Origin of the sequence: Comamonas sp. SY3, assembly GCF_041730275.1 — a bacterium.
GTDB classification, from domain to species: domain Bacteria; phylum Pseudomonadota; class Gammaproteobacteria; order Burkholderiales; family Burkholderiaceae_C; genus Comamonas; species Comamonas sediminis.
This window is the reverse complement of record NZ_JBGTYN010000017.1, coordinates 95,228-117,489: the sequence shown is the minus strand read 5'-3', so window position 1 is coordinate 117,489 and position 22,262 is coordinate 95,228. Positions and strand designations below refer to the sequence as shown.

20 protein-coding genes and 1 tRNA gene are annotated in these 22,262 nt (G+C 64.9%); 12 read left to right on the top strand and 9 right to left on the bottom strand.

Annotated features, from left to right (window positions below; all coding sequences use genetic code 11):
• A partial coding sequence (locus ACCQ08_RS18985; RefSeq protein ID WP_373450652.1) for a hypothetical protein occupies positions 1 to 263 on the bottom strand: 263 nt, incomplete at its 3' end.
• Between ACCQ08_RS18985 and ACCQ08_RS18980 the strand changes: the two genes are divergently transcribed.
• A tRNA-Met gene (locus ACCQ08_RS18980) sits at positions 227 to 303 on the top strand. The two genes, ACCQ08_RS18985 and ACCQ08_RS18980, sit on opposite strands and share 37 nt — an antisense overlap.
• A gap of 156 nt (positions 304 to 459) precedes the next feature.
• On the opposite strand, the gene ACCQ08_RS18975 is transcribed toward ACCQ08_RS18980, so the two are convergent.
• On the bottom strand, positions 460 to 873 hold the full coding sequence (locus ACCQ08_RS18975) for a VOC family protein (RefSeq protein ID WP_027011219.1): 414 nt from the start codon (positions 871 to 873) through the stop codon (positions 460 to 462).
• Positions 874 to 1,027: 154 nt separating this feature from the next.
• On the opposite strand from ACCQ08_RS18975, the gene ACCQ08_RS18970 reads away from it, so the two are divergent.
• Positions 1,028 to 2,047, top strand: a complete 1,020-nt coding sequence (locus ACCQ08_RS18970) for a PhaM family polyhydroxyalkanoate granule multifunctional regulatory protein (protein WP_373450651.1) — start codon at positions 1,028 to 1,030, stop codon at positions 2,045 to 2,047.
• 80 nt (positions 2,048 to 2,127) lie between these two features.
• Positions 2,128 to 3,393, top strand: a complete 1,266-nt coding sequence (locus ACCQ08_RS18965; RefSeq protein ID WP_373450650.1) for an FIST N-terminal domain-containing protein — start codon at positions 2,128 to 2,130, stop codon at positions 3,391 to 3,393.
• A gap of 67 nt (positions 3,394 to 3,460) precedes the next feature.
• Here ACCQ08_RS18965 and ACCQ08_RS18960 read toward each other — a convergent pair whose 3' ends face one another.
• Positions 3,461 to 4,213: a helix-turn-helix domain-containing protein gene (locus ACCQ08_RS18960; protein ID WP_373450649.1), complete on the bottom strand. Its 753-nt coding sequence runs from the start codon at positions 4,211 to 4,213 to the stop codon at positions 3,461 to 3,463.
• A gap of 91 nt (positions 4,214 to 4,304) precedes the next feature.
• Here ACCQ08_RS18960 and ACCQ08_RS18955 point away from each other — a divergent pair, with 91 nt between their 5' ends.
• The 3 genes from ACCQ08_RS18955 to ACCQ08_RS18945 are packed head-to-tail and all read left to right on the top strand — an operon-like array spanning position 4,305 to position 7,513.
• Complete coding sequence (locus ACCQ08_RS18955) at positions 4,305 to 5,159, top strand: hypothetical protein (RefSeq protein WP_373450648.1); 855 nt, start codon at positions 4,305 to 4,307, stop codon at positions 5,157 to 5,159.
• Positions 5,160 to 5,214: 55 nt separating this feature from the next.
• Complete coding sequence (locus ACCQ08_RS18950; protein WP_373450647.1) at positions 5,215 to 7,191, top strand: MFS transporter; 1,977 nt, start codon at positions 5,215 to 5,217, stop codon at positions 7,189 to 7,191.
• 28 nt (positions 7,192 to 7,219) lie between these two features.
• Positions 7,220 to 7,513: a DUF333 domain-containing protein gene (locus tag ACCQ08_RS18945; protein ID WP_230778588.1), complete on the top strand. Its 294-nt coding sequence runs from the start codon at positions 7,220 to 7,222 to the stop codon at positions 7,511 to 7,513.
• A gap of 93 nt (positions 7,514 to 7,606) precedes the next feature.
• Here ACCQ08_RS18945 and ACCQ08_RS18940 read toward each other — a convergent pair whose 3' ends face one another.
• The 3 genes from ACCQ08_RS18940 to mdeB all read right to left on the bottom strand — a co-directional run bounded on the left by ACCQ08_RS18940 (position 7,607) and on the right by mdeB (position 12,774).
• The gene (locus tag ACCQ08_RS18940; protein ID WP_373450646.1) at positions 7,607 to 8,512 is read right to left on the bottom strand and encodes a dienelactone hydrolase family protein; all 906 of its coding nucleotides are present in this window, start codon (positions 8,510 to 8,512) and stop codon (positions 7,607 to 7,609) included.
• Between the two features lie 151 nt (positions 8,513 to 8,663).
• Positions 8,664 to 9,869 (bottom strand): ABC transporter substrate-binding protein, encoded by a 1,206-nt coding sequence (locus ACCQ08_RS18935; RefSeq protein WP_373450645.1) that lies wholly within the window; start codon positions 9,867 to 9,869, stop codon positions 8,664 to 8,666.
• Positions 9,870 to 10,134: 265 nt separating this feature from the next.
• Complete coding sequence (gene mdeB / locus ACCQ08_RS18930) at positions 10,135 to 12,774, bottom strand: alpha-ketoglutarate dehydrogenase (protein WP_373450644.1); 2,640 nt, start codon at positions 12,772 to 12,774, stop codon at positions 10,135 to 10,137.
• Positions 12,775 to 12,999: 225 nt separating this feature from the next.
• On the opposite strand from mdeB, the gene ACCQ08_RS18925 reads away from it, so the two are divergent.
• From ACCQ08_RS18925 to ACCQ08_RS18915, 3 genes are read left to right on the top strand one after another with little or no spacing between them, the layout of a single operon-like run.
• Positions 13,000 to 13,500: a YiaA/YiaB family inner membrane protein gene (locus tag ACCQ08_RS18925; RefSeq protein WP_312460641.1), complete on the top strand. Its 501-nt coding sequence runs from the start codon at positions 13,000 to 13,002 to the stop codon at positions 13,498 to 13,500.
• Positions 13,501 to 13,538: 38 nt separating this feature from the next.
• Positions 13,539 to 14,015, top strand: a complete 477-nt coding sequence (locus ACCQ08_RS18920; RefSeq protein ID WP_373450643.1) for a hypothetical protein — start codon at positions 13,539 to 13,541, stop codon at positions 14,013 to 14,015.
• A gap of 17 nt (positions 14,016 to 14,032) precedes the next feature.
• Complete coding sequence (locus ACCQ08_RS18915; protein WP_312460646.1) at positions 14,033 to 14,818, top strand: DUF2145 domain-containing protein; 786 nt, start codon at positions 14,033 to 14,035, stop codon at positions 14,816 to 14,818.
• Between the two features lie 22 nt (positions 14,819 to 14,840).
• On the opposite strand, the gene ACCQ08_RS18910 is transcribed toward ACCQ08_RS18915, so the two are convergent.
• Together ACCQ08_RS18910 and tgt are read right to left on the bottom strand one after the other, a co-directional pair.
• Positions 14,841 to 16,289 carry a diguanylate cyclase gene (locus ACCQ08_RS18910; RefSeq protein ID WP_373450642.1) on the bottom strand — a complete coding sequence of 483 codons (1,449 nt, stop codon included), beginning with the start codon at positions 16,287 to 16,289 and terminating at the stop codon, positions 14,841 to 14,843.
• Between the two features lie 354 nt (positions 16,290 to 16,643).
• On the bottom strand, positions 16,644 to 17,816 hold the full coding sequence (gene tgt / locus ACCQ08_RS18905) for a tRNA guanosine(34) transglycosylase Tgt (protein WP_239810532.1): 1,173 nt from the start codon (positions 17,814 to 17,816) through the stop codon (positions 16,644 to 16,646).
• Positions 17,817 to 17,941: 125 nt separating this feature from the next.
• Here tgt and ACCQ08_RS18900 point away from each other — a divergent pair, with 125 nt between their 5' ends.
• Positions 17,942 to 18,427: a universal stress protein gene (locus ACCQ08_RS18900; RefSeq protein ID WP_373450641.1), complete on the top strand. Its 486-nt coding sequence runs from the start codon at positions 17,942 to 17,944 to the stop codon at positions 18,425 to 18,427.
• A 70-nt stretch (positions 18,428 to 18,497) separates the two neighbouring features.
• On the opposite strand, the gene ACCQ08_RS18895 is transcribed toward ACCQ08_RS18900, so the two are convergent.
• On the bottom strand, positions 18,498 to 19,031 hold the full coding sequence (locus ACCQ08_RS18895; RefSeq protein ID WP_373450640.1) for a MarR family winged helix-turn-helix transcriptional regulator: 534 nt from the start codon (positions 19,029 to 19,031) through the stop codon (positions 18,498 to 18,500).
• Positions 19,032 to 19,147: 116 nt separating this feature from the next.
• On the opposite strand from ACCQ08_RS18895, the gene ACCQ08_RS18890 reads away from it, so the two are divergent.
• Both ACCQ08_RS18890 and ACCQ08_RS18885 read left to right on the top strand, forming a co-directional pair.
• Positions 19,148 to 21,475 (top strand): bifunctional salicylyl-CoA 5-hydroxylase/oxidoreductase, encoded by a 2,328-nt coding sequence (locus tag ACCQ08_RS18890; protein WP_373450639.1) that lies wholly within the window; start codon positions 19,148 to 19,150, stop codon positions 21,473 to 21,475.
• Positions 21,476 to 21,487: 12 nt separating this feature from the next.
• Positions 21,488 to 22,261: an SDR family NAD(P)-dependent oxidoreductase gene (locus ACCQ08_RS18885; protein ID WP_373450638.1), complete on the top strand. Its 774-nt coding sequence runs from the start codon at positions 21,488 to 21,490 to the stop codon at positions 22,259 to 22,261.
• Position 22,262: the final 1 nt, after the last annotated feature.

The window sequence follows — 22,262 nt, the reverse complement described above, 5'->3', positions numbered from 1 at the left end:
TCCTTCTCGCGCAACCAGAACACCAAAAGCCAGCTTTCGAGCTGGCTTTTTTGTGGCCGGGTGGCGGGCACAGCGCTGCTGGAGCAGCCGGGCCAGCCTGCAAGGCGGCCCCCGATGGCTGCGGGTTCGAGCCGGCCAAGATTGCTATAAAAGTCGAAGCGCGAAAAATATGCGCTAAAAGCGCGCTCCGCCAAAATGAAGCCCCAAAGTCGCGCTATAATTGCGGTGCGCGATGGAGCAGTCTGGTAGCTCGTTGGGCTCATAACCCAAAGGTCGGAGGTTCAAATCCTTCTCGCGCAACCAGAACACCAAAAGCCAGCTTTCGAGCTGGCTTTTTTGTGTCCGCTTCACTGGTGTTGGCCTAAACAGCGCGGGATGGGCGCGGTATCGGCCCAGCGGCCGGGTGGAACCAGCACCTGCTCCGCCTCCGAGGGCCTTGGGCGGAGCCGCCGCGCACGATCAATGCGCGTACAACTGCTCCAGCGAGCGAAAGCCTTTGACCTCGATCGGGTTGCCGCTGGGGTCATAGAAGAACATCGTCCACTGCTCGCCGGGCTCACCTTCAAAGCGCACCTGGGGCTCCAGCACAAAGCGGGTGTTGGCAGCGCGCAGGCGCTCGGCCAGCTGCTTCCAGTCTTCCAGTTTCAGCACCAGGCCAAAATGCGGCATGGGTACCTTGTGGTTGCCCACCAGCCCGGTATTGCTGGTCTCGAAAGGTTTGCCCAGGTGGCAGGAGATCTGGTGGCCAAAGAAATCAAAATCCACCCAGCTGTCGGTGCTGCGGCCCTCGGCGCAGCCGAGCGTGTCGCGGTAGAAGTGGCGTGCAGCATCCAGGTCGTGCACATGGAAGGCGAGATGGAAAAGGCTCTGCATGGTGGCGGGCTCAAAAGGCGGGTTGCAAGAGGGATCGTACACCGCTGCATGCGATTTATCACATAGGCAGGGCCTGCACAATCCGCTAAGCTGTGCAGCATACACCGTGGCATTGCTCGCGCGGCCAACGGCCCCCACCACTGGAGACACCACCATGCAGGACGCCGCCCAGACTTTCAACCCTTTCGCACCTGGTTTCGATTTTCTGCAAAAGCTTGCGGCAGACAGCACGTCCAAGCCCGCTGCGGCCTTTGCGCAATGGCAGGAATGGGTGGCGCCGACGATGAGCGTGCCGGATCTGGAAAAACGCATCCAGGAGCTCAAGACCGTGCTGTTCTGGCTGGAGCAAAACCAGCGGGCGCTGGAGGCCACCATCCAGGCGATGGAAGTGCAGAAAATGACTTTGTCGGCGCTGCAGACGATGAATGTGCCGGTGGAGAACTGGGCCAGCACGATGGTGCAAAGCTGGCAGCAGTTTGCCCAGAACGCGGCTGCGCAGGCGCAAGACGCGGCCGAGACTGCCGCGCCCCAGGCGGCTGCGAAGCCCCCGGCAGCCCCCAGCCCCGCCCCTGCAGCGGCCTCGACACCGCCGCCTGCAGCGTCCGCAGCCTCGCCGGCACCTGAGGCTGCCACAGAACCGCCGGAACAAGCCGGGCAAGCCGGGCAAGCCAAAGCCTCCTCTTCAGTGACCGACCCGATGCAATGGTGGGGCGCGCTGACACAGCAGTTCCAGCATATCGCGCAGCAGGCCGTGCAGGATGTCACCGAGCAGGCGATGGCGCATGCCGCCAGCACCCAGCAGGCAGCGGCCTCGGCAGCGGAGGCCGTGCGCAGTACGGCAGAAGGGATGGCGGAAGCGGGCAAGACTGCGGCCCAAGCCGCGATGGGCCGGCAGACCGCGGCCAAACGCAGTGCCGCTTCTGCAGGCGATGCAAACGCTGCCAAGCCATCTGCCCGCAAGCCCGAGAGTAGTCCGCGCAGTGCACAGAACAACACTGGCAAGCAGCCAATGGCGCGCAAGGCGGCATCAACCAAAGGCGCCGGTGCCGGTGCCGGCAACCGTGGTTCCCGCCCCGCCGCCTCAGGTCAAGCGGGGCCGCGCCAGGCCGCGCCGCGTCAGGCCGGGCCGCGTCAGGCTGGCTCTCGCAAGCCCTCGGCTCCCGGCCAGCGCTGAGTCGGGCTCCCCCTTTGAGCGATCGTGATTTTTGAGTGCGGGACTGGGCTGGCAGTCCCGCAGCAGCAGGTTTTTTGACAATGGCAGGCACAAAGCTTTTTCCCTATGGCCATGTGACCCATCCCGACTGGCGGATGGCCGTGGCGCTGGTGGTGGCGCAACTGCGCGGACGCATGGCCCAGGCGGGTTATGCCAGCGCGCCCAATCTCGGCCTGGTGTATTTCACCGATGCCTATGCGCGCCATGCGCCGCAACTGCTGGAGGCTTTGCAGGATGAGTTCCCACAGATTGGCGACTGGAGCGGCGCGGTGGGCACGGGCGTGATGGCTTCGCATGCGGAATACCTGAACGAGCCGGCGCTGTGTGTCATGCTGCTGGAGCTGCCTGCCCATTCCTACCGCCTGTTTTCCGGCATTGCACCGCTGCCGGTGGCGTCCACATCCCCCTGGGAGCGTGCATTGCTGCATGCCGATGCCGATCTGCCTGATTTTGCCGAGCTGCTCGAAGAGCTGGCGGCCCGTACCCGCGCCGGCAGTGTGCTCGGTGGCCTCAGCTCCGGGGCGGTGGCGCCGCTGCAGTTGGCGTGGAGCAAGGCTTTGGGTCCCAGCCACAGTGGCGTGCTGCGCGGCGGGCTGTCGGGCATGGCTTTTTCTGCGGAAGCCGGTGTGGTGCAGGAGCTGACCCAGGGCTGCCAGGTGATGGGCACGCGCATGCGCATCACCGCGATGCAGGGCCATGTGGTGCTGGCCCTCGACGGCCGGCCGGCGCTGGATGTGCTGGAAGAGCTGATGCTGGTACGGCTGGATACCGACCCCGAGCGGGCCACCCGCACATTGCGCCATATCCATGCCGCGCTGGAGACGCATGCACCCGAATCGCCGGTGCATGCCGGCCAGTTGGGCCCCGAGGCGCGCGTGGTGCCATTGGTGGGCGTGGACATGGCCAGCCGGGGCATTGTGCTGCCAGAGCCGGCCCAGCCCCAGCAGTACCTGTGCTTTTGCCAGCGCAACCTGTCGGCTGCCCGCGCCGATCTGCTGCGCATGTGTGCCGAGCTGCGGGAATCGCTGGCGCCCGCCGAGGCACAGACCGGCCTGCCGCTGGGCGACAGCGTGCTGGGTGATGCCGGGGCCGGGGTCGGGGCCGGCCGCAGCATCGCCGGTGCGGTCTACATCAGCTGTGCGGAGCGGGCAAGTCCCTATTTCGGCGCGCCCGGTGCCGAGCTGGAACTGATCCACCATGTGCTGGGGGACATCCCGCTGGTAGGTTTCTTCAGCCAGGGCGAGATTGCCGGTCAGCAGCTGCACCGCTATGCCGGTGCACTGATGCTGTTTACCCAGGCGGCCTAGCAGCTGCCTGCAGTCTCGGCGCAGCCGGGTGGGATTGCCAGCGGCATGCGTTCGAGAGGGCTGGTTCTTAGCGGTTGCCCACCGGCTGCAGGCGGCGCATCTCGGTGAACACCGACAGCTCCCAGCTGCGCATGGCCAGCAGCAGGGTATAGCCCTCGCGCTCCTTCTCGGGCAGGCGCTGGTCGGTCAGGTGCTGCTGGGCAAAGTCCTGGGCCACACGCTGCAGGCGCTCCAAAAAGGCCGGCGCCAGGGTGCGGCTGATGGCGCCATGCACGAGCATCAAACCCTCGCCCGATTTGTCGAAGGTACCCGAGAAATAGTCGTGCACGGCGTTCTCGCGGAAGTACTCCATCACCGGGCCATGCGGGCGCCAGCGAAAGGTCTTGGCCAGCTTGAGCCGGTAGCGGTTCATCGGGCGCAGCTCGATGATGCCGATGCGGTCGAGCTGCGCCAGGTACTTGATGCCCTCGGCCTCGCTCAAGCGGTAGGTGGTCAGCACCTGCTCCAGGGTCCACTGGCTGAGCACGCAGATGGCCATCAGCAGCAGCTTCTTGTCGGCCACCACCGCTTGCTCCTGCTGCTGCGTCAGCTCCTTGATCAGCGGCTGGTTGTCGGCCACACGGCGCGCCAGGTCGGCAAAATCCAGGCGCAGCACGTGGCAGATGGCATCGATGCGCGACAGCGGCATGTCACCCTTGGCCAGCATCCGCTTGATGCTGGACTCCGCCATGCCCAGCGCCTCGGCCAGGTCGGCATAGGTCATCTGCGCGGCTTTCAGCTCTTTCTTCAATGCCAGTACCAGATCGGCGGTGGTGCTCATGGGTATCGTCCTGTCATACTTTGGGTGCCATCATAGGGGATCGCGCCGGCATTCCGAGACGCTCTGGCGCCGCGGCGGCACAGTGCAGGCCATGACTGATACCACCCACCCCCCAAGCCCCCGCAGCCTGGCTGCGGAATGCGCGCTCTACGCTTTCTATGCCGCGATGCTGGCCCTTGCCTGCCTGGGGCCCTATGTGCCACAGGCGGCCCACTACCATGACTTTGCCGACCAGCGCGGGCTGCTGGGCCTGGCCAATGCAGCTGATGTGCTGAGCAATCTGCCGTTTCTGCTGGTCGGTGTCTGGGGCTTGCTGGCGACCTTCACAACACCTGCACAGACACTGCGCTCCGAAGGGGCGACACCCTGGCTGCTGCTGGTCTTCGGCGGCCTGGTGCTCACGGCTGCGGGTTCGACCTACTACCACCTGCTGCCGGGTGATCTGCGCGTTTTTTGGGACCGCATGGGCATGGTGCCGGTATTTGCCGGTGTCCTGGGCCTGGCGCTGCAGTCGCTGCTCAACGCCCGCGCTGCCTGGCTGACGGCGCTGTGCGTGCTGCTGGGCGGGCCACTGGCGCTGTGGATCTGGTTGCAGACGGGACAGCTGCTGCCCTGGGCCGTGTTGCAAGGCGCGGGCATGGTGCTGCTGGTGGTACTCGCCGTGTGGCAGCAGCGCAGCCCGCCGGCCGCGCACCTGATCCGCTGGCCCCTGGCGGCCGTTGTGGCCTGGTATGCGCTGGCCAAGTTGTTCGAACTGGGTGATGCCGCCGTCTGGGCAGGCAGCGGCCATCTGGTGGCCGGCCATGCGCTCAAGCACCTGGCGGCAGCGCTGGCGGTGCTGCCGCTGCTGCGCAGCTTGCAGCGACTGCGCCACCGGGCGCACGCAAACAGCGCGTCCGCAGGCACAATCGGGGGCGGCGCGTTGGGGGCAGGGCGTTTGCGCTGAATGCCCGGTACCGACCACCCCTACCGCCCTAGATCCGCCAGGAGATGCTTGTTCCATGAACCGTCCACATGCCCCGTCTGTGCCCGCCGCTGAGGCGCCAGACCATCCCAACCAGTTTGCGTTGCTGGGCCAGCGCCGCTTTGCCCCCTTCTTCTGGACCCAGTTTGCCGGGGCTGCCAACGACAACCTGTTCAAGTTCGCGTTCACGGTGATGGTGACCTACCAGCTGCAGGTGGCCTGGATGCCGCCAGCGATGGCGGGCCTGGTGATCGGCGCGCTGTTCATCCTGCCGTTTCTGCTGTTCTCCGCCACCTCGGGTCAGCTGACCGACAAGTATGAAAAGCACCGCATGATCCGCTTCGTCAAGGACCTGGAGATTGGCGTGATGCTGATCGCCGGCCTGGGCTTCTGGATCGAAAGCCCCGCGCTGTTGCTGGGCTGTGTGTTTTTGATGGGCCTGCATTCCACGTTGTTCGGGCCCGTCAAGTTTGCCTACCTGCCCCAGGTGCTGCGCGACGATGAGCTGACCGGCGGCAATGGCATGGTCGAGATGGGCACCTTTGTCGCCATCTTGCTGGGCAATGTGGTGGGGGGGCTGCTGGTGGCCTTGCCTGAGATCGGCCATGCCTCGGTCGCGGTGGCCTGCTTTAGCTTGGCCGTGGTGGGGCGTTTGACGGCCCAGGGCGTGCCGGTGGTACCGGCCACCGACCCGGGCTTGCGCATCAACTGGAACCCGGTGAGCGAAACCTGGCGCAACCTGAAGCTGGCCCATGGCAATGTGGTTGTGTTCCGCTCGCTGCTGGGTATCAGCTGGATGTGGTTCTTCGGTGCGGTGTTCCTGAGCCAGTTCCCCAGCTTTGCCAAGGAGGTGCTGCATGGCAATGAGCATGTGGCCTCGCTGCTGCTGGTGGTGTTTTCCATCGGCATCGGCCTGGGCTCGCTGCTGTGCGAGGTGCTCTCGCGCCGCCAGGTGGAGATTGGCCTGGTGCCCATCGGCACCATCGGCATGAGCGTGTTTGCGATTGATCTGTACTTTGCATCGCGCGGGCTGGCGCAGCCGGCCCAGGCCTGGACGGCGCTGGCCTTCATCAGCCAGCCGGCGCACTGGCGCGTGATGGCCGATCTGGCCTTGCTGTCGCTGTTTGCCGGGCTGTACAGCGTGCCCATGTATGCGCTGATCCAGCTGCGCAGCCAGCCCACGCACCGCGCCCGCATCATTGCGGCCAACAATATTCTCAATGCGCTGTTCATGATCGCCAGCTCGGTCATCGCCGGTGCCTTGCTGGGGGCGGGATTTACCGTGCCGCAGATCTTCCTGTTCACCGGCATTGCCAATGCCATCGTCGCCACCTACATCTTCTTGCTGGTGCCCGAATACCTGCTGCGCTGCATTGCCTGGCTGGTCACCAACCTGGTCTACCGCTTTCGGGTGCAGGGTGCCCACCACATTCCCACCAGCGGGCCGGCGCTGCTGACCTGCAACCATGTCAGCTTTGTCGACCCCATCCTGATGATGGCCGCCAGCCCGCGCCCGATTTACTTTGTGATGGACTACCGCATCTTCCGCACACCGTTGCTGGGTTGGTTGTTCCGCCTGTGCAAGGCCATTCCGGTGGCGCCCCGCAGCGAAGACCCTGCCGTCTACGAGGCCGCCTTTGCACGCGCCGCGCAGGTGCTGCGCGAAGGGGATCTGCTGGCTATCTTCCCAGAAGGCGGCATCACCCGCGATGGCGAGCTGCAGGCATTCAAGGGCGGCGTGATGAAGATCCTGGAGCAGGCGCGTGCCGATGGGCTGGATGTGCCCGTCGTGCCCATGGCCCTGTCCAACCTCTGGGGCTCGTTCTTCAGCCGTATCGAACCCAAGGGCGCAATGACCCGGCCGTTCCGCCGTGGCTTCTTCAACCGCGTGAGCTTGCGCATCGGTGCCGCCAGCCCGGCCGCCGAATGCTCGGCCGAGCAACTGCGCCAGCGTGTAGGCGAGCTGCTGGAGCAGGAGGGCGGCCATGGCAGCGGTTCGCCCGCTTTGGGATAATGCAGGCTGGACAACGAATGGCTTTGTGATGACCTCTCTAACGATTCTGTACAAAAGCGTGGCAGCCCTGGTGGCCATGTCCGCCCTGGCCGCTTGCACCAGTACGTCGGGCCTGAAGCCGCTGCATGACCCTGAAGAGAAGGAGGCTTTCACACGCGCCACCGTCTATGCCGGGCCGCGCAGCCCCGCATCGGCCTACTGTGTGCAGATGGGCGGCGCCATCCTCAATACGCCCAAGGGCAAGAACACCTTGTGCCGCTTCCCCGACGGCAAGGAAATGGACCCCTGGGACCTGTTCTGGCGCGACAACCCCTCGAACTAAAGCCCACGACGGGCTGCGGTACAACGCAAAAAACCCCTGCCAGCACATACCGCGCTGGCAGGGGTTTTGTCTTGCTGAGCTGCTGACCAGGCTTTAGATCACGCCATGCGTCTTGAACCAGTCCTGCATGCGCTTCCAGCCGTCCTCGGCCGCATCCTTGCGGTAGCTGGGGCGGTAGTCGGCATGGAAGGCGTGGCCCGCGTCAGCATAGACATGGAAGCTGGAGGCCGCCGCAGCGGCATTGCCGGCAGCGCCAGCCTGCTGCAGGCTTTGCTTCATCGCGTCGACCGATTCCAGCGGAATGCCCTGGTCCTTGCCGCCATAGAGGCCCAGCACCGGCGCCTTGAGCGCGCTGCTGAGGTCGATGGGGTGCTTGGGCTGCAGGTCATTGGCAGCGCCTTGCAGGCGGCCGTACCAGGCGACACCGGCCTTGACCTTGCCGGTCGCGGCATACAGCCAGGTGATGCGCCCGCCCCAGCAAAAACCGGTGATGCCGGCGCGGCTGGTGTCGCCACCGTTGTCCTTGGCCCAGGCCAGCGCGGCGTCCAGGTCCTTGATGACCTGGGCATCGGGCACCTTGCTGACCAGCTCGCTTTGCAGCTGGCTGATCTCGGTGTACTTGCGCGGATCGCCCTGGCGCGCGAACAGTTCGGGCGCAATCGCCAGGTAGCCCAGCTGGGCGAGGCGCCGGCAGGTGTCGGCGATGTAGTCGTGCACGCCAAAGATTTCCTGGATCACCAGCACCACCGGCAGGTTGGTCTTGCCGGAGGGCGCTGCGCGGTAGGCGCTGACCTGGAAGCCATCGACCGTGTACTGGATGGTGCCGGCCGTCAGCCCGGCATCGGGGGTCTTGATGGCCGTCTGCGCCATCACCGGCACGGCTGCCGCTGCGTAGCCCACGCCCAGCGCCATTTGCAGGGCACTGCGGCGGGTGCTGCCGGCCAAGGTGGCGCGGCCCGGGAGAAGAGAGTCGAAATCGGCATTGGGAGTCTGGGACATAGGATTTCCTTTTCTACGGATGGCAGGCCCATTATGGGGGACGACAAAATACAGCCTGTGACAAGGCTTCTCGTGCCTTGGGGCCGCCGTGTTCATGCAAGAAAAATGCCTGGCATGGCCAGGCATCGTGGTGGTGGGAACTGGGATCAGATCACTTCCACAGTGCGCACTTGGTTTCTTCCTTGGTCGTGAACACCTCGTCGCCCGGCAGCTTCTTGACGATCTTGTAGTAATCCCAGGTGCCCTTGGATTCCTGCGGCGTCTTGACCTGGACCAAGTACATGTCGTGGATGTAGCTGCCGTCGGCGCGCAGGGTGCCCGAGCCAAAGAAGTCGTCCATCTTCATGCCGCGCCAGGTCTCCATCACCTTGTCGGCATCGGTGGTGCCGGCTGCCTGCACGGCCTTGAGGTAGTTCATCGTGGCCGAGTAGTCGGCGGCCTGGATTTCGGTGGGGCGGCGCTGGGTTTTCTTCATGTAGGCATCGGCAAATTTGCGCGATGCGTCATTCATGTCCCAGTACCAGCTGGTGACGAACTGCATGCCGGCGGTGTTCTTCAGGCCCAGGCTGTGGATGTCGCTGTAGAAGACGAGCAGCGGCGCGATCTTCATCGTCTTGTCGATGCCGAATTCCTTGGCCGCCTTGATGGCGTTGATGGTGTCACCACCGGCATTGGCCAGTGCCAGTACCTGGGCCTTGGAGCTTTGCGCCTGCAGCAGGAAGGACGAGAAGTCGGAGGCATTGAGCGGGTGGCGCACGGCTGCAGCCACCGCGCCGCCCTTGGCCTTGATGACCTTGGTGGCATCGGCTTCCATCGCATGGCCGAAGGCATAGTCGGCCGTCAGAAAGAACCAGTTCTTGCCACCGCCCTCGACAATGGCGCCCGCCGCACCCTTGGACAGCGCCACGGTGTCATAGGCGTAATGGATGGTGTAAGGCGTGCAGGCCTCGTTGGTCAGCGCCGAGGAGCCTGCGCCGTTGTTGATCATCACGCGCTTTTTCTCGTCCGCCACCTTGGCCAGCGCCAGCGCGGTGCCGGAGTTGGTGCCGCTGAAGATCATCGTCAGGTTCTGGGTGTCGATCCATTCGCGGGCCTTGCTGGCAGCGATGTCAGCCTTGTTCTGGTGGTCCACCACCAGCATTTCGATCGGCTTGCCCAGCACCTTGCCGCCAAAGTCGTCAATGGCCATCTGGATGGCGGTGGCGCCGCCCTTGCCTTCGACGTCGGCATAGAGACTGGACATGTCGGAGATGTAGCCGATCTTGACCTTGTCCTGCGCATGGGCGGTACCCATCGCGGCGGTCAGGCCGAGCAGTCCGAGGGTGGCCAGGGCTTGCGCCAGGCGAGTGCGTTGCATAGTTGCTCCTGATGTTTATGGTGTTGTGTCCATGCGGCTGCCGCATGGCTCCGATACTGGCATGCACAGCGCCGGGCGGTATTGGGGCAACCACGCGCTGCCCGGCTGCTGCCCGACGGCAGGGTGGGCATAAAAATAGCTGCTGGAGCCTTGTGAGAAAGACTTGGCAGCTATCAATTCAGGAGCTATACGCCTGTCTGGGCGCTTGTGCACACTGGCTTGGCTTTTTTGCGCACCCCTTTTTAGAACAGGTTCTTGATGAGGCTCAGGCCTGCTGGCTGCGCAGGTAGGTCTGCACGATGGCGGCGGCATCGACTGCAAAATGCTGGCGCAGCGCCGCGCGCGAATCGCTGCGCCCAAAGCCGTCCGTCCCCAAGGTGTAGTAATGCTGGCGCGGCAGGCCACGCTCATCGGTGGGCAGGTAGGCGCGCACCAGTTCGGGCAGCGCACGCACATAGTCGCTGGCGGCAATGATGGGGCCTTGCGAAGCCTCCAGCTGCTGCGCAAACCAGCTGGGTGCGCTGGCCTCACCGGCGCGCCAGCGCTCCAGCCGGGCCTCGCCATCGCGGGCCAGCTCGGCATAGCTGGTGACACTCCAGACATCGGCGGCCACGCCATGCTCGCGCTCCAGAATGGCGGCGGCCTTGAGCACCTCGCCCATGATGGCGCCGCTGCCCAGCAGCTGTACGCGGCGCGTGCTTTGAGCCGGGCCGCTCTGCAGCTGGTACATGCCCCGGATGACACCCTCATGGGCCTCGTGCGGCAGGCTGGGGTTGGCCACGTTTTCGTTGGTGACGGTGATGTAGAAGAACTCGTCGCGCTGCTCTTGCAGCATGCGCTGCATGCCATGGTCGATGATGACGGCCAGCTCGCCGGCAAAGGCGGGGTCGTAGCTTTTGCAGTTGGGCACCGTGGAGGCGCTCAGCAGGCTGCTGCCGTCCTGGTGCTGCAGCCCTTCGCCGCCCAACGTGGTGCGGCCGGAGGTGGCGCCGATCAGGAAGCCGCGTGCGCGCTGGTCGGCGGCCGCCCAGATCAAATCGCCCACGCGCTGGAAACCGAACATGCTGTAGAAAATGAAGAACGGCAGCATGGCCGTGCCATGGGTGCTGTAGCTGGTGGCGGCAGCCGTCCAGGACGACAGCGCGCCCGCTTCGCTGATCCCTTCTTCCAGAATCTGGCCGCTGCTGTCTTCGCGGTAGAGCAGCATCGAGGCATTGTCCTCGGGCTGGTACAGCTGGCCAAACGGCGCGTAGATACCCACCTGGCGGAACAGCCCGGCCATGCCGAAGGTGCGCGCCTCATCGGCCACGATGGGCACGATGCGCGGCCCCAGGGCCGGGTCCTTGAGCAGGTTGCCCAGCTGGCGCACAAAGGCCATCGTGGTGCTCATCGGCTTGCCATCGGCCTGCAGCGCAAAACCTGCGGTGGCCTGCAGGCCGGGCACGGCCACCGGCGAGGCCTGGCCTCTGCGCGCCGGCAAAAAGCCGCCCAGGGCTTGGCGCCGTGCGTGCAGGTAGCGCATTTCGGCGCTGCCATCGGCCGGTTTGAGGAAGGCAGCCGAGGTGGCTTGGTCGTCGCTCAGTGGCAGGTTGAAGCGGTCGCGGAACGCCAGCAGGTCCTCGGCGCCGAGCTTTTTTTGCTGGTGCGATGTCATGCGGCCCTGGCCCATGCTGCCCATGCCGTAGCCCTTCATCGTCTTGGCCAGCACCACCGTGGGCTGGCCGCTGTGCGCAGCGGCGCTGGCAAAGGCGGCATGGATCTTGACCGGGTCGTGCCCGCCCCGGCGCAGGCGGTCGATGTCACTGTCGGACAGGTGCGCCACCAGCGCAGCCAGTTCGGGGCTCTGGTTGAAGAAATGCTCGCGGTTGAAGGCGCCATCGTTGGCCGACAAGGTCTGGAACTCGCCATCGACGGTGCGCGCAAAGGTGCGGGCCAGCACATGGCTGTGGTCGCGGGCCAAGAGCGCATCCCACTCCGATCCCCAGAGGCACTTGACCACGTTCCAGCCCGCCCCACTGAACAGCGCCTCCAGCTCATCGATGATGCGGCCGTTGCCGCGCACCGGGCCGTCGAGCCGCTGCAGGTTGCAGTTGATGACGAAGATGCAGTTGTCCAGCCCTTCGCGCGCAGCCAGGGTCAGTGCCGCAATGGATTCGGGCTCGTCCATTTCGCCATCGCCAAAAAAGCCCCAGACCCTGCGGCCCGCGGTGTCTGCCAGGCCCCGGTCGGCCAGGTAGCGCATGAAGCGCGCCTGGTAGATGGCATTGATCGGGCCGATGCCCATCGAGCCGGTGGGGAACTGCCAGAACTCGGGCATCAGATAGGGATGCGGGTACGAGCACAGGCCCTGGATACCCTGGCTGGCGGCCACCAGCTCTTGCCGGTAGTGCGCCAGGTTCTCTTCGCCCAGGCGCCCTTCCAGAAAAGCGCGCGCATAGACGCCTGGCGACGAGTGCGGCTGGAAGTACACCAGGTCGGCGGCCTGGTGGCCATCATCGGCGCGGAAGAAATGGTTGAAGCCGGTCTCGAACAGATCGGCAGCCGAGGCATAGCTGGCAATATGACCGCCCAGCTCGCCATGGGCGGCATTGGCACGCACGACCATCGCCAGCGCGTTCCAGCGCAGGATGGCCGAGAGCTTTTTCTCCAGTTCCACATCGCCGGGGTAGGGCGGCTGCTCATCGACGGTGATGGTGTTGACGTAGGGCGTGTTGCCCGAAGGCTTCCAGGCCACATGGCGCTTGCGGGCGTGGGCCAGCAGCGCATCGAGCAGTGCAGCCGCCTGTTCCTTGCCCTGCGCGGAGCCATAAGCGGCCAACAGTCCGTCGAAGGCATCGCACCACTCGGCCAGTTCGGCCGGGTCAGCATGCGGGGTGGGGGGCTGGTGGTGGGGCGGCTGGCGCACGGCGGTCTCCTGTCTGGGTCTTGGTTTGAATGCCTGGGATCATGCCACGGAAGCCTTGGCCAGGCCCATGACCCCGGCGACAAGGAGCGGTCGTGAAGTATTGATTTTTGATACCCGTATCTTTTGAAAATGCTACCGGCATTAAATGCGGATGCTGGCGCCGCCGCCTGCCTGCATGATGGCGCCGTGTTCAACCAAAGCGGGGCCCCGTTGCTCCGACCCCCCATGTCTCAATCCTCCCACCCTGTTCAACGTGACACCCGTGCATGGCAATACCAGGTATGGATCTCGTTCGGTATTGCGATCTCGATGTGTGCGATCGGCCTGGCCTGGCTGCCAGGGCAACACCTGGAACAGGCGTTCATGGTGATGGGTTATATGTTCTGCCTCTCGGCTGCGTTCGTGCTGGCCAAGTTCGTGCGGGACAAGCAAGCGGACAGCAGCCAATCGGCCGGTGATACCCCCATGTGGCGCTTCGTGGTCTGGGGCGGTTTTGCGATTGCGATGGGCCTGACCGGCTGGGGCCTGTTGGGCATGGACATCAACCCTACCTACAAGGCCTTTCTGGGCGTCAGCTGGATGTACATGATCACCACCGCCTTCACATTGGCCAAGATGCTGCGCGACAAGCATGAATCGGACCTGGCCATGGCTATCCACCATGCCCGCAGCATGCGCACTGCCCCCCGCGACCAAGAAGTTGGCAACCCCCAGGAGCGCCTGTGAGCGCCCATCGGATGATGCAGCCAACACAGGAGCAGCACATGTTCAGTCTTACGTTCAGCAAATGGCAGCGCCGCGCTGCTGCCACCCTGGCCAGCACCGCCCTGGTGCTGGCATTGGCGGCCGCTCCGGCGGCCCAGGCACAAAGCGATGCGTCGTTGATGCTCTCGGCGCTGCCGATTGCATCGGTGGTTGTCGGCACGGCGGCCTCGGTAGGCGCATCGACCAGCGTGGTGGCCCTTCCAGTCGCACTATCGGTCGATGGTGCCCAGCTCATCGTCAAGGGCGTGCAGGCATCGGCCAAGGGGACGGTCTGGCTGCTCGAGAGCGCATCGGATGGCGCAGCGGCCAGCATTGAGCTGTCGGCTGGCGCATTGGGCGCCAGCGCCGCCGGTGTGGGCACGGCCATCTTCGTCAGTGTGGTGGGTGCCGGCGTGTTGCTGTCAGCCGCTGGCGAGGTGATTGCCTTCATCCCCAATGAGGTGGGTAAGGCGCTGCTCTACAACGAGCGTTTGTGACAACGAGGGAGGCAAGCATGTTGACATCTTTACGCCTGGGCCTGTTGGCCGCTGCATGGCTGGCCGCCACGGCCGCACAGGCCGGCCGCAGCTGTGAGGCGCAAAAGCCCACGCTCGACAGCGTGCGCCAAAGCCTGACTTTGGCCCAGCATGTCGCGCAGGCACTCGATGCCAGTGGCGCGCAGGTGGTGCTGCTGGGCCGCCAGGGCCAGGACCTGCGCAAATACCAGCTGCAGTTCTCGCACATGGGCTGGGCCTACAAATCGGCCACCGGCGATTGGCGTGTGGTGCACAAGCTCAATGACTGTGGCACGGCCGCCTCCCATGTCTACCGCCAGGGCCTGGGCGAGTTCTTTCTGGACGACCTGTGGCGCTACCAGGCCGTGATGGTGGTACCCGCGCCGGCGGTGCAGCAACAACTGCTGCTGGCGCTGTCGGCCAACGCCCAGCCCCTGCAGCTGCATGAGCCGCGCTACAGCATGCTGGCCTATCCGTGGAGCCAGCGTTACCAGCAAAGCAACCAGTGGGCGCTGGAGACCCTGGCCCAGGCCATGGCCCCCCAGACCGTGCAGGACCGGGGCCAGGCGCAGGCCTGGTTGCAGCTGCAAGGCTACCAGCCCAGTGATTTGCGCATAGGTGCCATGACCCGGCTGGGCGGCCGCATCACGCGCGCCAATATCGCCTTTGACGACCACCCGCCCGAGAAGCGCTTTGCCGGCCATATCGAAACCACCACCGTGGATTCGGCCTTGCAGTTCATGCAGCGCAGCGGGCTGGCATCTGCGCCGGTGCTGCTGCGCTGAGCCCGCCAGCCCGCACGGATGCCTAGCGTGGCGCCGTCCAGACCGCGCAATCGCGGCCCCGGGCCTTGGCCTGGTAGAGCGCCAGGTCCGCCTCGCGCAGCAGGTCTTCGAGGCTGTCGCCAGGCTGCAGTGCTGCGCTGTAGGCCAAGCCGATGCTGAGGGTGGCCTGCAGCGGCTCGTGGTGGGCCGTCTGAAAGTGGCCGCTGCGCACGGTCTGGCACAGGCGATCGGCGATCGCGGTGGCATCGTCGAAGCTGATATGGGGCAGCACCACGGCGAATTCCTCACCACCGACGCGGCCCAGCACATCCTGCGGACGCAGGGAATCGGTCAGCACCCGGCTGACATCGCGCAGCAGGCGGTCGCCGCTGGCGTGGCCATGGTTGTCGTTGACGCGCTTGAAGTGGTCCAGGTCCAGCATCAGCACTGCTGCCGAGCTGCCTTCATGGGTCAGCCGCTTGAGCAGCACGTGGCTGGCCTGTACGAAGCCATTGCGGCTGAGCACATCGGTCAGGCTGTCGTGGTGGGCCTGGTAGCGCATGCGGTGCAGCAACTCGGCGCGCGCCGCATGGGAGCCGGCCACCGACAGGGGCCCCAGGATCAGCATCGTGATGCCCAGGCGCAGGCTGGCGACATCAAGCACATTGGCTGGGATGAACCCCACAATGTTCGATATCACGATGACCTTGGTCACAAACACCACCATCGTGATGATGGCCGTGGTCAGGATGCGGTAGGACAGCGCGCACCACAGCAGCGCAGGCAGCGAGAACACCAGAGAGCCGACCTTGTTGCCCACCAGGTAGCTGCTCGTCTCCAGCACCACGACGGCCAGCGCGGGCAGCATTTTCAACGCCCAGACGCGGCGCTCCTGCGCGGCGGCCGCGCTGCGTGCCGATGGCAGCGCCAGCAAAAATGGCAGCAGCACCATGGCATTCATCCATTCGCCTGTCCACCACATCACTACCGCCTGGGTGACCGACAGCTCAAAGGCCCAGGCACTGATCGGCCCACCAATGAGGGCCGATGCCAGCGACGCCATGCCGCTGGCGAAGAACACCAGCAACGCGGAATACTGGCCTTCCATCTGCAGATCGCGTTGCGACTGCCGGCGCAGAAACAGCCATCCACAAATGGCGCCGCAGAGGTTGGCGGTGGTAAAGCCCAGTGAGTGCCACAGCGCGGTGCCGGTGATCAGATCGGCCAGCACGAAGCTGGCGAAAAGCGCCGCTATTGCTACCGGACGCACCAGTTGGGGGTAGCGCAGCAACAGCACCAGCACGATCTGGTTGGCCGGCCAGAACACCGACAGGTAGCCCAGTGGCCGCAGCAGGATGCCCACCATCGCTGCCGCAAACACGGCCATACTGGCGCAGAGCAGCAAGCGACCGCTATAGGGTTGCTCCAAGGGGTGGACGGACGACGCGGTCGGCATGGGAATGAGGGGGATGGGCGAAATATACCCGCTCATTGGCACAGATATCGGTGCGACCTTGTGGGCGAGTCGCGCATTGCCGGGCAGACCGAGGGCCGTTGCGGCGCAAGGCTTTCACGACGTTTTGCCCAGTCAATAACCTAAGTCAATCACTGTTGCTTCCAAATTGGAAGCTACAAGACCATGCCAGCAGGTGCATCACTTGAGAAAACGCAGCTGCCAAGCAGCGCGGTGGCTGCAGGCAGCTGCGGCCTGCAGTCAGGCGCGAAGCGGGTGAGGGTACGGTGTTGTAGGTTACGCAGTGGCTGTCAAGCGCTTCGCATCGCTGTCTCGTGGTTCCCACGCTTTGGGCCGCGCGGCCTTGCTGGCCTCGCGCGGTGAAGCTGCTGCCTAGATACCGCGGGCCCGGTCCGATTTGAACTGCGCACGGAACTGGGCAAAGCTGCCGGCATCGAGCGACTGGCGCACTTCCTGCATCAGGTTCAGGTAGTAGTGCAGGTTGTGGATGGTGGTCAGCATCGGGCCCAGCATCTCACCGCATCGGTCCAGGTGGTGCAGGTAGGCGCGGCTGAAGCCGTCGCGGCCGCCATCGTCCCAGCTCACACCGCTCTTGCCGGCGCAGGCGTGGCAGGTGCACGAGGTGTCGATGGGCTGGTGGTCGGTCTTGTGGCGGGCGTTGCGGATCTTCAGGTCGCCGTAGCGGGTGAAGATGGTGCCGTTGCGCGCATTGCGGGTCGGCATCACGCAGTCGAACATGTCCACGCCGTCGGCCACACCTTGCACCAGGTCCTCGGGCGTGCCCACGCCCATCAGGTAGCGCGGCTTGTTGGCGGGCAGCAGGTGGGGCGTGTGCTGCATGATGTCCAGCATCTCGTCCTTGGGCTCACCCACCGAGACACCGCCCACCGCGTAGCCGGGGAAGTCGATCTCCAGCAGGCCTTGCAACGACTCCTCGCGCAGGTGCTTGAACATGCCGCCCTGCACAATGCCGAACAGCGCGTTGGGATTGCCCAGGCGCTCGAACTCTTCCTTGGAGCGCTTGGCCCAGCGCCGGCTCATCTCCATCGACTTGCGCGCTTCGGCCTCGGTGGTCTTCTTGCCGTTGGTCTCGTACGGCGTGCACTCGTCGAGCTGCATGACGATGTCCGAATTCAGAATCGTCTGGATCTGCATGCTGACCTCGGGCGACATGAACAGCTTGTCGCCATTGACCGGGCTCTGGAAATGCACGCCTTCTTCGGTGATCTTGCGCATCGCGCCCAGCGACCAGACCTGGAAACCGCCCGAGTCGGTCAGGATGGGCTTGTCCCATTTCTCGAAACCATGCAGGCCGCCAAAGCTCTTCATCACATCCAGGCCCGGACGCATCCACAGGTGGAAGGTATTGCCCAGAATGATCTGGGCGCCCATTTCCTCCAGGCTGCGCGGCATCACGCCCTTGACGGTGCCATAGGTGCCTACCGGCATGAAGATGGGGGTCTGCACGACGCCATGGTTGAGCGTGAGCGTGCCACGGCGTGCGTGGCTGGTGGGATCGGTTTTGAGGAGGTCGAACTGCAGCATAACCGGTCATTTTCGCAGATGTGCGGTAGTTGACGGCGCGGCGGGTTTCGCAGGTCCGTCTCTGACACAGGGGGCGCAGGCAGGTCGCTACACTGGGCTGATCTTTCACTGCCAAGGAGAAGCCCATGCTCAACATCATGATCGCCGTCGACGGTTCGCCCAACTCGCTGCAAGCGGTACAGCACGGCGTGCAACTGGTGCAGCAGGGCCTGCGCGCCCATGTCGTGGTCGCCCATGTGCAAAAGGAAGCCAGCTTTCTGGAGCTGGCCACGCAGGATTCGGAGCTGATCGCCAACGCCAGCCTGGAGGCCGGCATGGACCTGGTCGCCCCGGCGCTCGATGTGTTGCGTCTGGCCGGTGTGTCCTATGAGGTGGAGATCCGGTTGGGCGACATCCATGCCACGTTGCTGGATATCGCCGAGGAGAAGGGCTGTGGCCTCATCGTGATCGGCGCCACTGGCGAGAGCACGCTGGGCAGTATCCTGATCGGTTCGGTCTCGCGCGAGGTGGCGCGCCACAGCCGGGTGCCGACCACGATTGTCAAGATGCCCGAGGCGCTGGAGACCGATGAGGCCGATGGCGACCTCAGCCAGGCCGATACCGCGATGTAATTCCCGCTGAGGGAAAGAGAGCCTGCGGACCAGGGCGGTCCGCAGGCTCTCTGTCATTGGGGGGTGGGTTTCAGCCGGCCACCTGTTCCGCGCGCTGGCCCACGATCTGCCGCAGCACGCCCAGCTGGTCATACAGCTCGCGCGCGGCATCCGCGCCCAACGGTGCCAGCAAATGCTCCAGCCACTGTTCGTGCGCCTTGGCCATGGCAGCGAACTGTTTTTTTCCGCTGCGCGTCAGGCGCACCGTCATCGATCGGCGGTCCTCGTCATCGGCCACCCGCTCCACCCAGCCTTCTGCCACCAGCTGGTCCGTCAGGCCGGTGATGTTGCCGCCGGTGACCATCAGGTACTCGGACAAGGTCTTCATGCGCAGGCCCTTGGGGAAGCGGCTGAGCTGGGCCAGGTAGTCAAAGCGCGGCAAGGTGGTGGCGAACTGGGTGCGCAGCTTGCTGCGGATCACCTGCTCGATCTGGGTGCTGCAGGTCATCAGCCGCAGCCACAGGCGCACGGCCTGGTGTCCATCATGGGCGAGACCGGCCTCGCGGCCAGCGACGCCGCCGCCAGTATCGGAGGGGGAATTGCAGAGGGTTTGCATGTCAGCCATGGCGCCCATGGTGCAGTACCGCAGGCGGCTCCAGTGATAGGGTAAGTTCGTATTTTAGTGAATTATTTATGCATCAATAATTTAGTTATAAAGTATTTTTCAGGACGATCCTGGCCATGAAAATTGTCTGCATAGGCGGTGGTCCCGCCGGCTTGTATTTCGCGCTGCTGATGAAGCAGATGGACCCCGCGCATGACGTGACCGTGGTGGAGCGCAACAAGCCCTATGACACCTTTGGCTGGGGGGTGGTGTTCTCCGATGCCACGATGGACAACATGCGCGAGTGGGACCCGGCCACGGCGATGCAGATCGAGCAGGCCTTCAACCACTGGGACGATATCGAGTTGCTGTTCAAGGGCCGCAAGATCCGCTCGGGCGGCCATGGCTTTGTCGGCATCGGCCGCAAGCACCTGCTCAACATCCTGCAGGCGCGCTGCGAGCAGCTCGGCGTCAAGCTGGTGTTCGAGACCGATGTGCAGTCCGACGAAGACTATGCCGATGCCGACCTCATCATTGCCAGCGATGGCGTGAACTCGCGCATCCGCACTAAATACGCCGAGGTGTTCAAGCCCGATATCGTCACCCGCCCCAACCGGTTTATCTGGCTGGGCGCCAACAAGGTCTACGAGGCCTTCACCTTTGACTTCGTGCGCACCGAGCACGGCTGGTTCGAGGCCCATATCTACCAGTTCGACGACAAGACATCGACCTTCATCGTCGAGACCACCGAGGAGACCTGGAAGGCATGCGGCCTGGACACGGCCGACCAGGAGCAATCGATCGCCTTCTGCGAGAAGCTGTTTGCCGACAACCTGCAAGGCGCGCGGCTGATGACCAATGCCCGGCACCTGCGCGGCTCGGCCTGGATCAATTTTCAGCGCGTGGTCTGCGACCAGTGGTGGCTGCAAAACGCCAAGGGCAGCCATGTGGTGCTGATGGGCGACGCCGTGCACACGGCGCATTTCGCGATTGGCTCGGGCACCAAGCTGGCGATCGAGGATGCGATCGAGCTGGCGCGGCAGTTTCAGCAGCTGGGCGATGGCAAGGCGCAGATCCCTGCGGTGCTGGAGGCCTACCAGGCGCTGCGCCGGGTGGAGACCTTGCGCATCCAGAACGCCGCCTGGAATGCGATGGAGTGGTTCGAGGTCTGCGGCAAGCGCTACTGCGACCAGCTGGAGCCCGAGCAGTTCATGTACTCGATGCTGACGCGCAGCCAGCGCATCAGCCACGAGAACCTGCGCCTGCGCGATGCCGCCTGGCTCGGCGGTTATGAGGCCTGGCTGGCTGCGCAAAACGGGCTGGCGGTGCAGGCCAAGGCGCCGCCACCGATGTTCCTGCCCTATACCTTGCGCGGCCTGACCTTGAAGAACCGCATCGTGGTCTCGCCGATGGCGCAGTACTCGGCCGTCGACGGCGTGCCGGGCGACTACCACCTGGTGCACCTGGGTGCGCGGGCGATGGGCGGCGCCGGTCTGGTGTTTGCCGAGATGGCCTGCGTCAGCGCTGAGGGCCGCATCACCCCCGGCTGCCCGGGCACCTACACCGAGGCACAAAAGCAAGCCTGGCAGCGCATCAGCGACTGGATCCACCACCACACCGATGCCAAGTTTGCAATGCAGATCGGCCATGCCGGCGCTAAGGCATCCACCCGCCTGGCTTGGGAGGGTACGGATCTGCCATTGACCGAGGGGAACTGGCCGATCATCTCGGCCTCGCCCCAGCAGTACCTCGAAGGCGTGAGCCAGATCTCGCAGGCGATGACCTTGGCCCAGATGGACGAGGTCAAGCAGCAGTTTGTGCACGCGGCCCAGATGGCCGCCGAGGTGGGTGCCGACTGGCTGGAGCTGCACTGCGCCCACGGCTATCTGCTGTCCAGCTTTATCTCGCCGTTGACCAACCACCGGGACGATGCCTATGGTGGCAGCCTGGAGAACCGCCTCCGCTACCCGCTGGAGGTGTTCCGGGCCGTGCGCGCCGTCTGGCCGCAGGAGCGGCCGATGTCGGTGCGTATCTCCGCCCATGACTGGGTGCCTGGCGGTATCACCCCCGATGATGCGGTAGAGATTGCCAAGGCCTTCAAGGCGGCTGGTGCGGACCTGATCGACTGCTCGTCCGGCCAGGTCAGCAAACAGGAAAAGCCGGTCTATGGCCGCATGTTCCAGACCCCGTTTGCCGACCGCATCCGCCAGGAGGCGGGCATTGCGACGATGGCCGTCGGCGCGATCAGTGAGGCCGACCATGCCAACTCCATCATCGCCGCCGGCCGCGCCGACCTTTGTGCGGTGGCCCGCCCGCACCTGGCCAACCCGGCCTGGACCTTGACCGAGGCGGCCAAGATTGGCTACACCGCCATCGCCTGGCCCAAGCCCTACTTTGCCGGCAAGCGCCAGATGGAGAGCCTGTTCGAGCGCGAGAAGGCCCAGCAAGCGGCCGCCGGCCACTGAGGAGCAGCGCAGATGGCGACGAACAGCTTGCAAGGACAACATGCGCTGGTGACCGGCGCCGGCCAGGGCATTGGCGAGGCGATTGCGCGCCAGTTGCTGGCGCAGGGCGCTCGGGTGACGGTGCTGGGCCGCCGGCCTGAGCCGCTGCAAAAACTGGTGGATGCCTTTCCGGGCAAGTGCCAGCAGGTGCTGGCCGATGTGGCGCAGGAGGCCGAGGTGGTGGTGGCCTTTGCGCAGGCCGTGGCCGCCTTTGGCGCTATCCAGATCCTGGTGAACAACGCCGGTCAGGCGCAGAGCGCGCCCTTCATGAAGACCGACGCCCAGCTCTGGTCGCAGATGCTGGCGGTGAACCTGACCGGCACGATGCTGTGCATGCAGCAGGTGCTGCCGGCGATGCAGGCGGCCGGCTATGGCCGCATCGTCAACGTGGCCAGCACCGCAGGCCTGACCGGCTATGCCTATGTGTCGGCCTATGTGGCGGCCAAGCATGGCGTCGTGGGCCTGACCCGGGCGCTGGCGCTGGAAGTGGCGAGCCGCGGGATCACCGTCAATGCCGTGTGCCCGGGCTATACCGAAACCGATCTGGTCAAGACCAGCCTCGACCGCGTGGTGGCCAAGACCGGCCGTAGCCCCGAGCAGGCCCTGGCCGAATTTGTGCGCAACAACCCCCAGGGCCGCCTGGTGCAGCCGCAGGAGGTGGCCGATGCCGTCGTCTGGCTCTGCGGCAAAGGCGCTGGCGCGATGACCGGACAGGCCATTGCGGTGGCTGGCGGCGAAGTGATGTGAA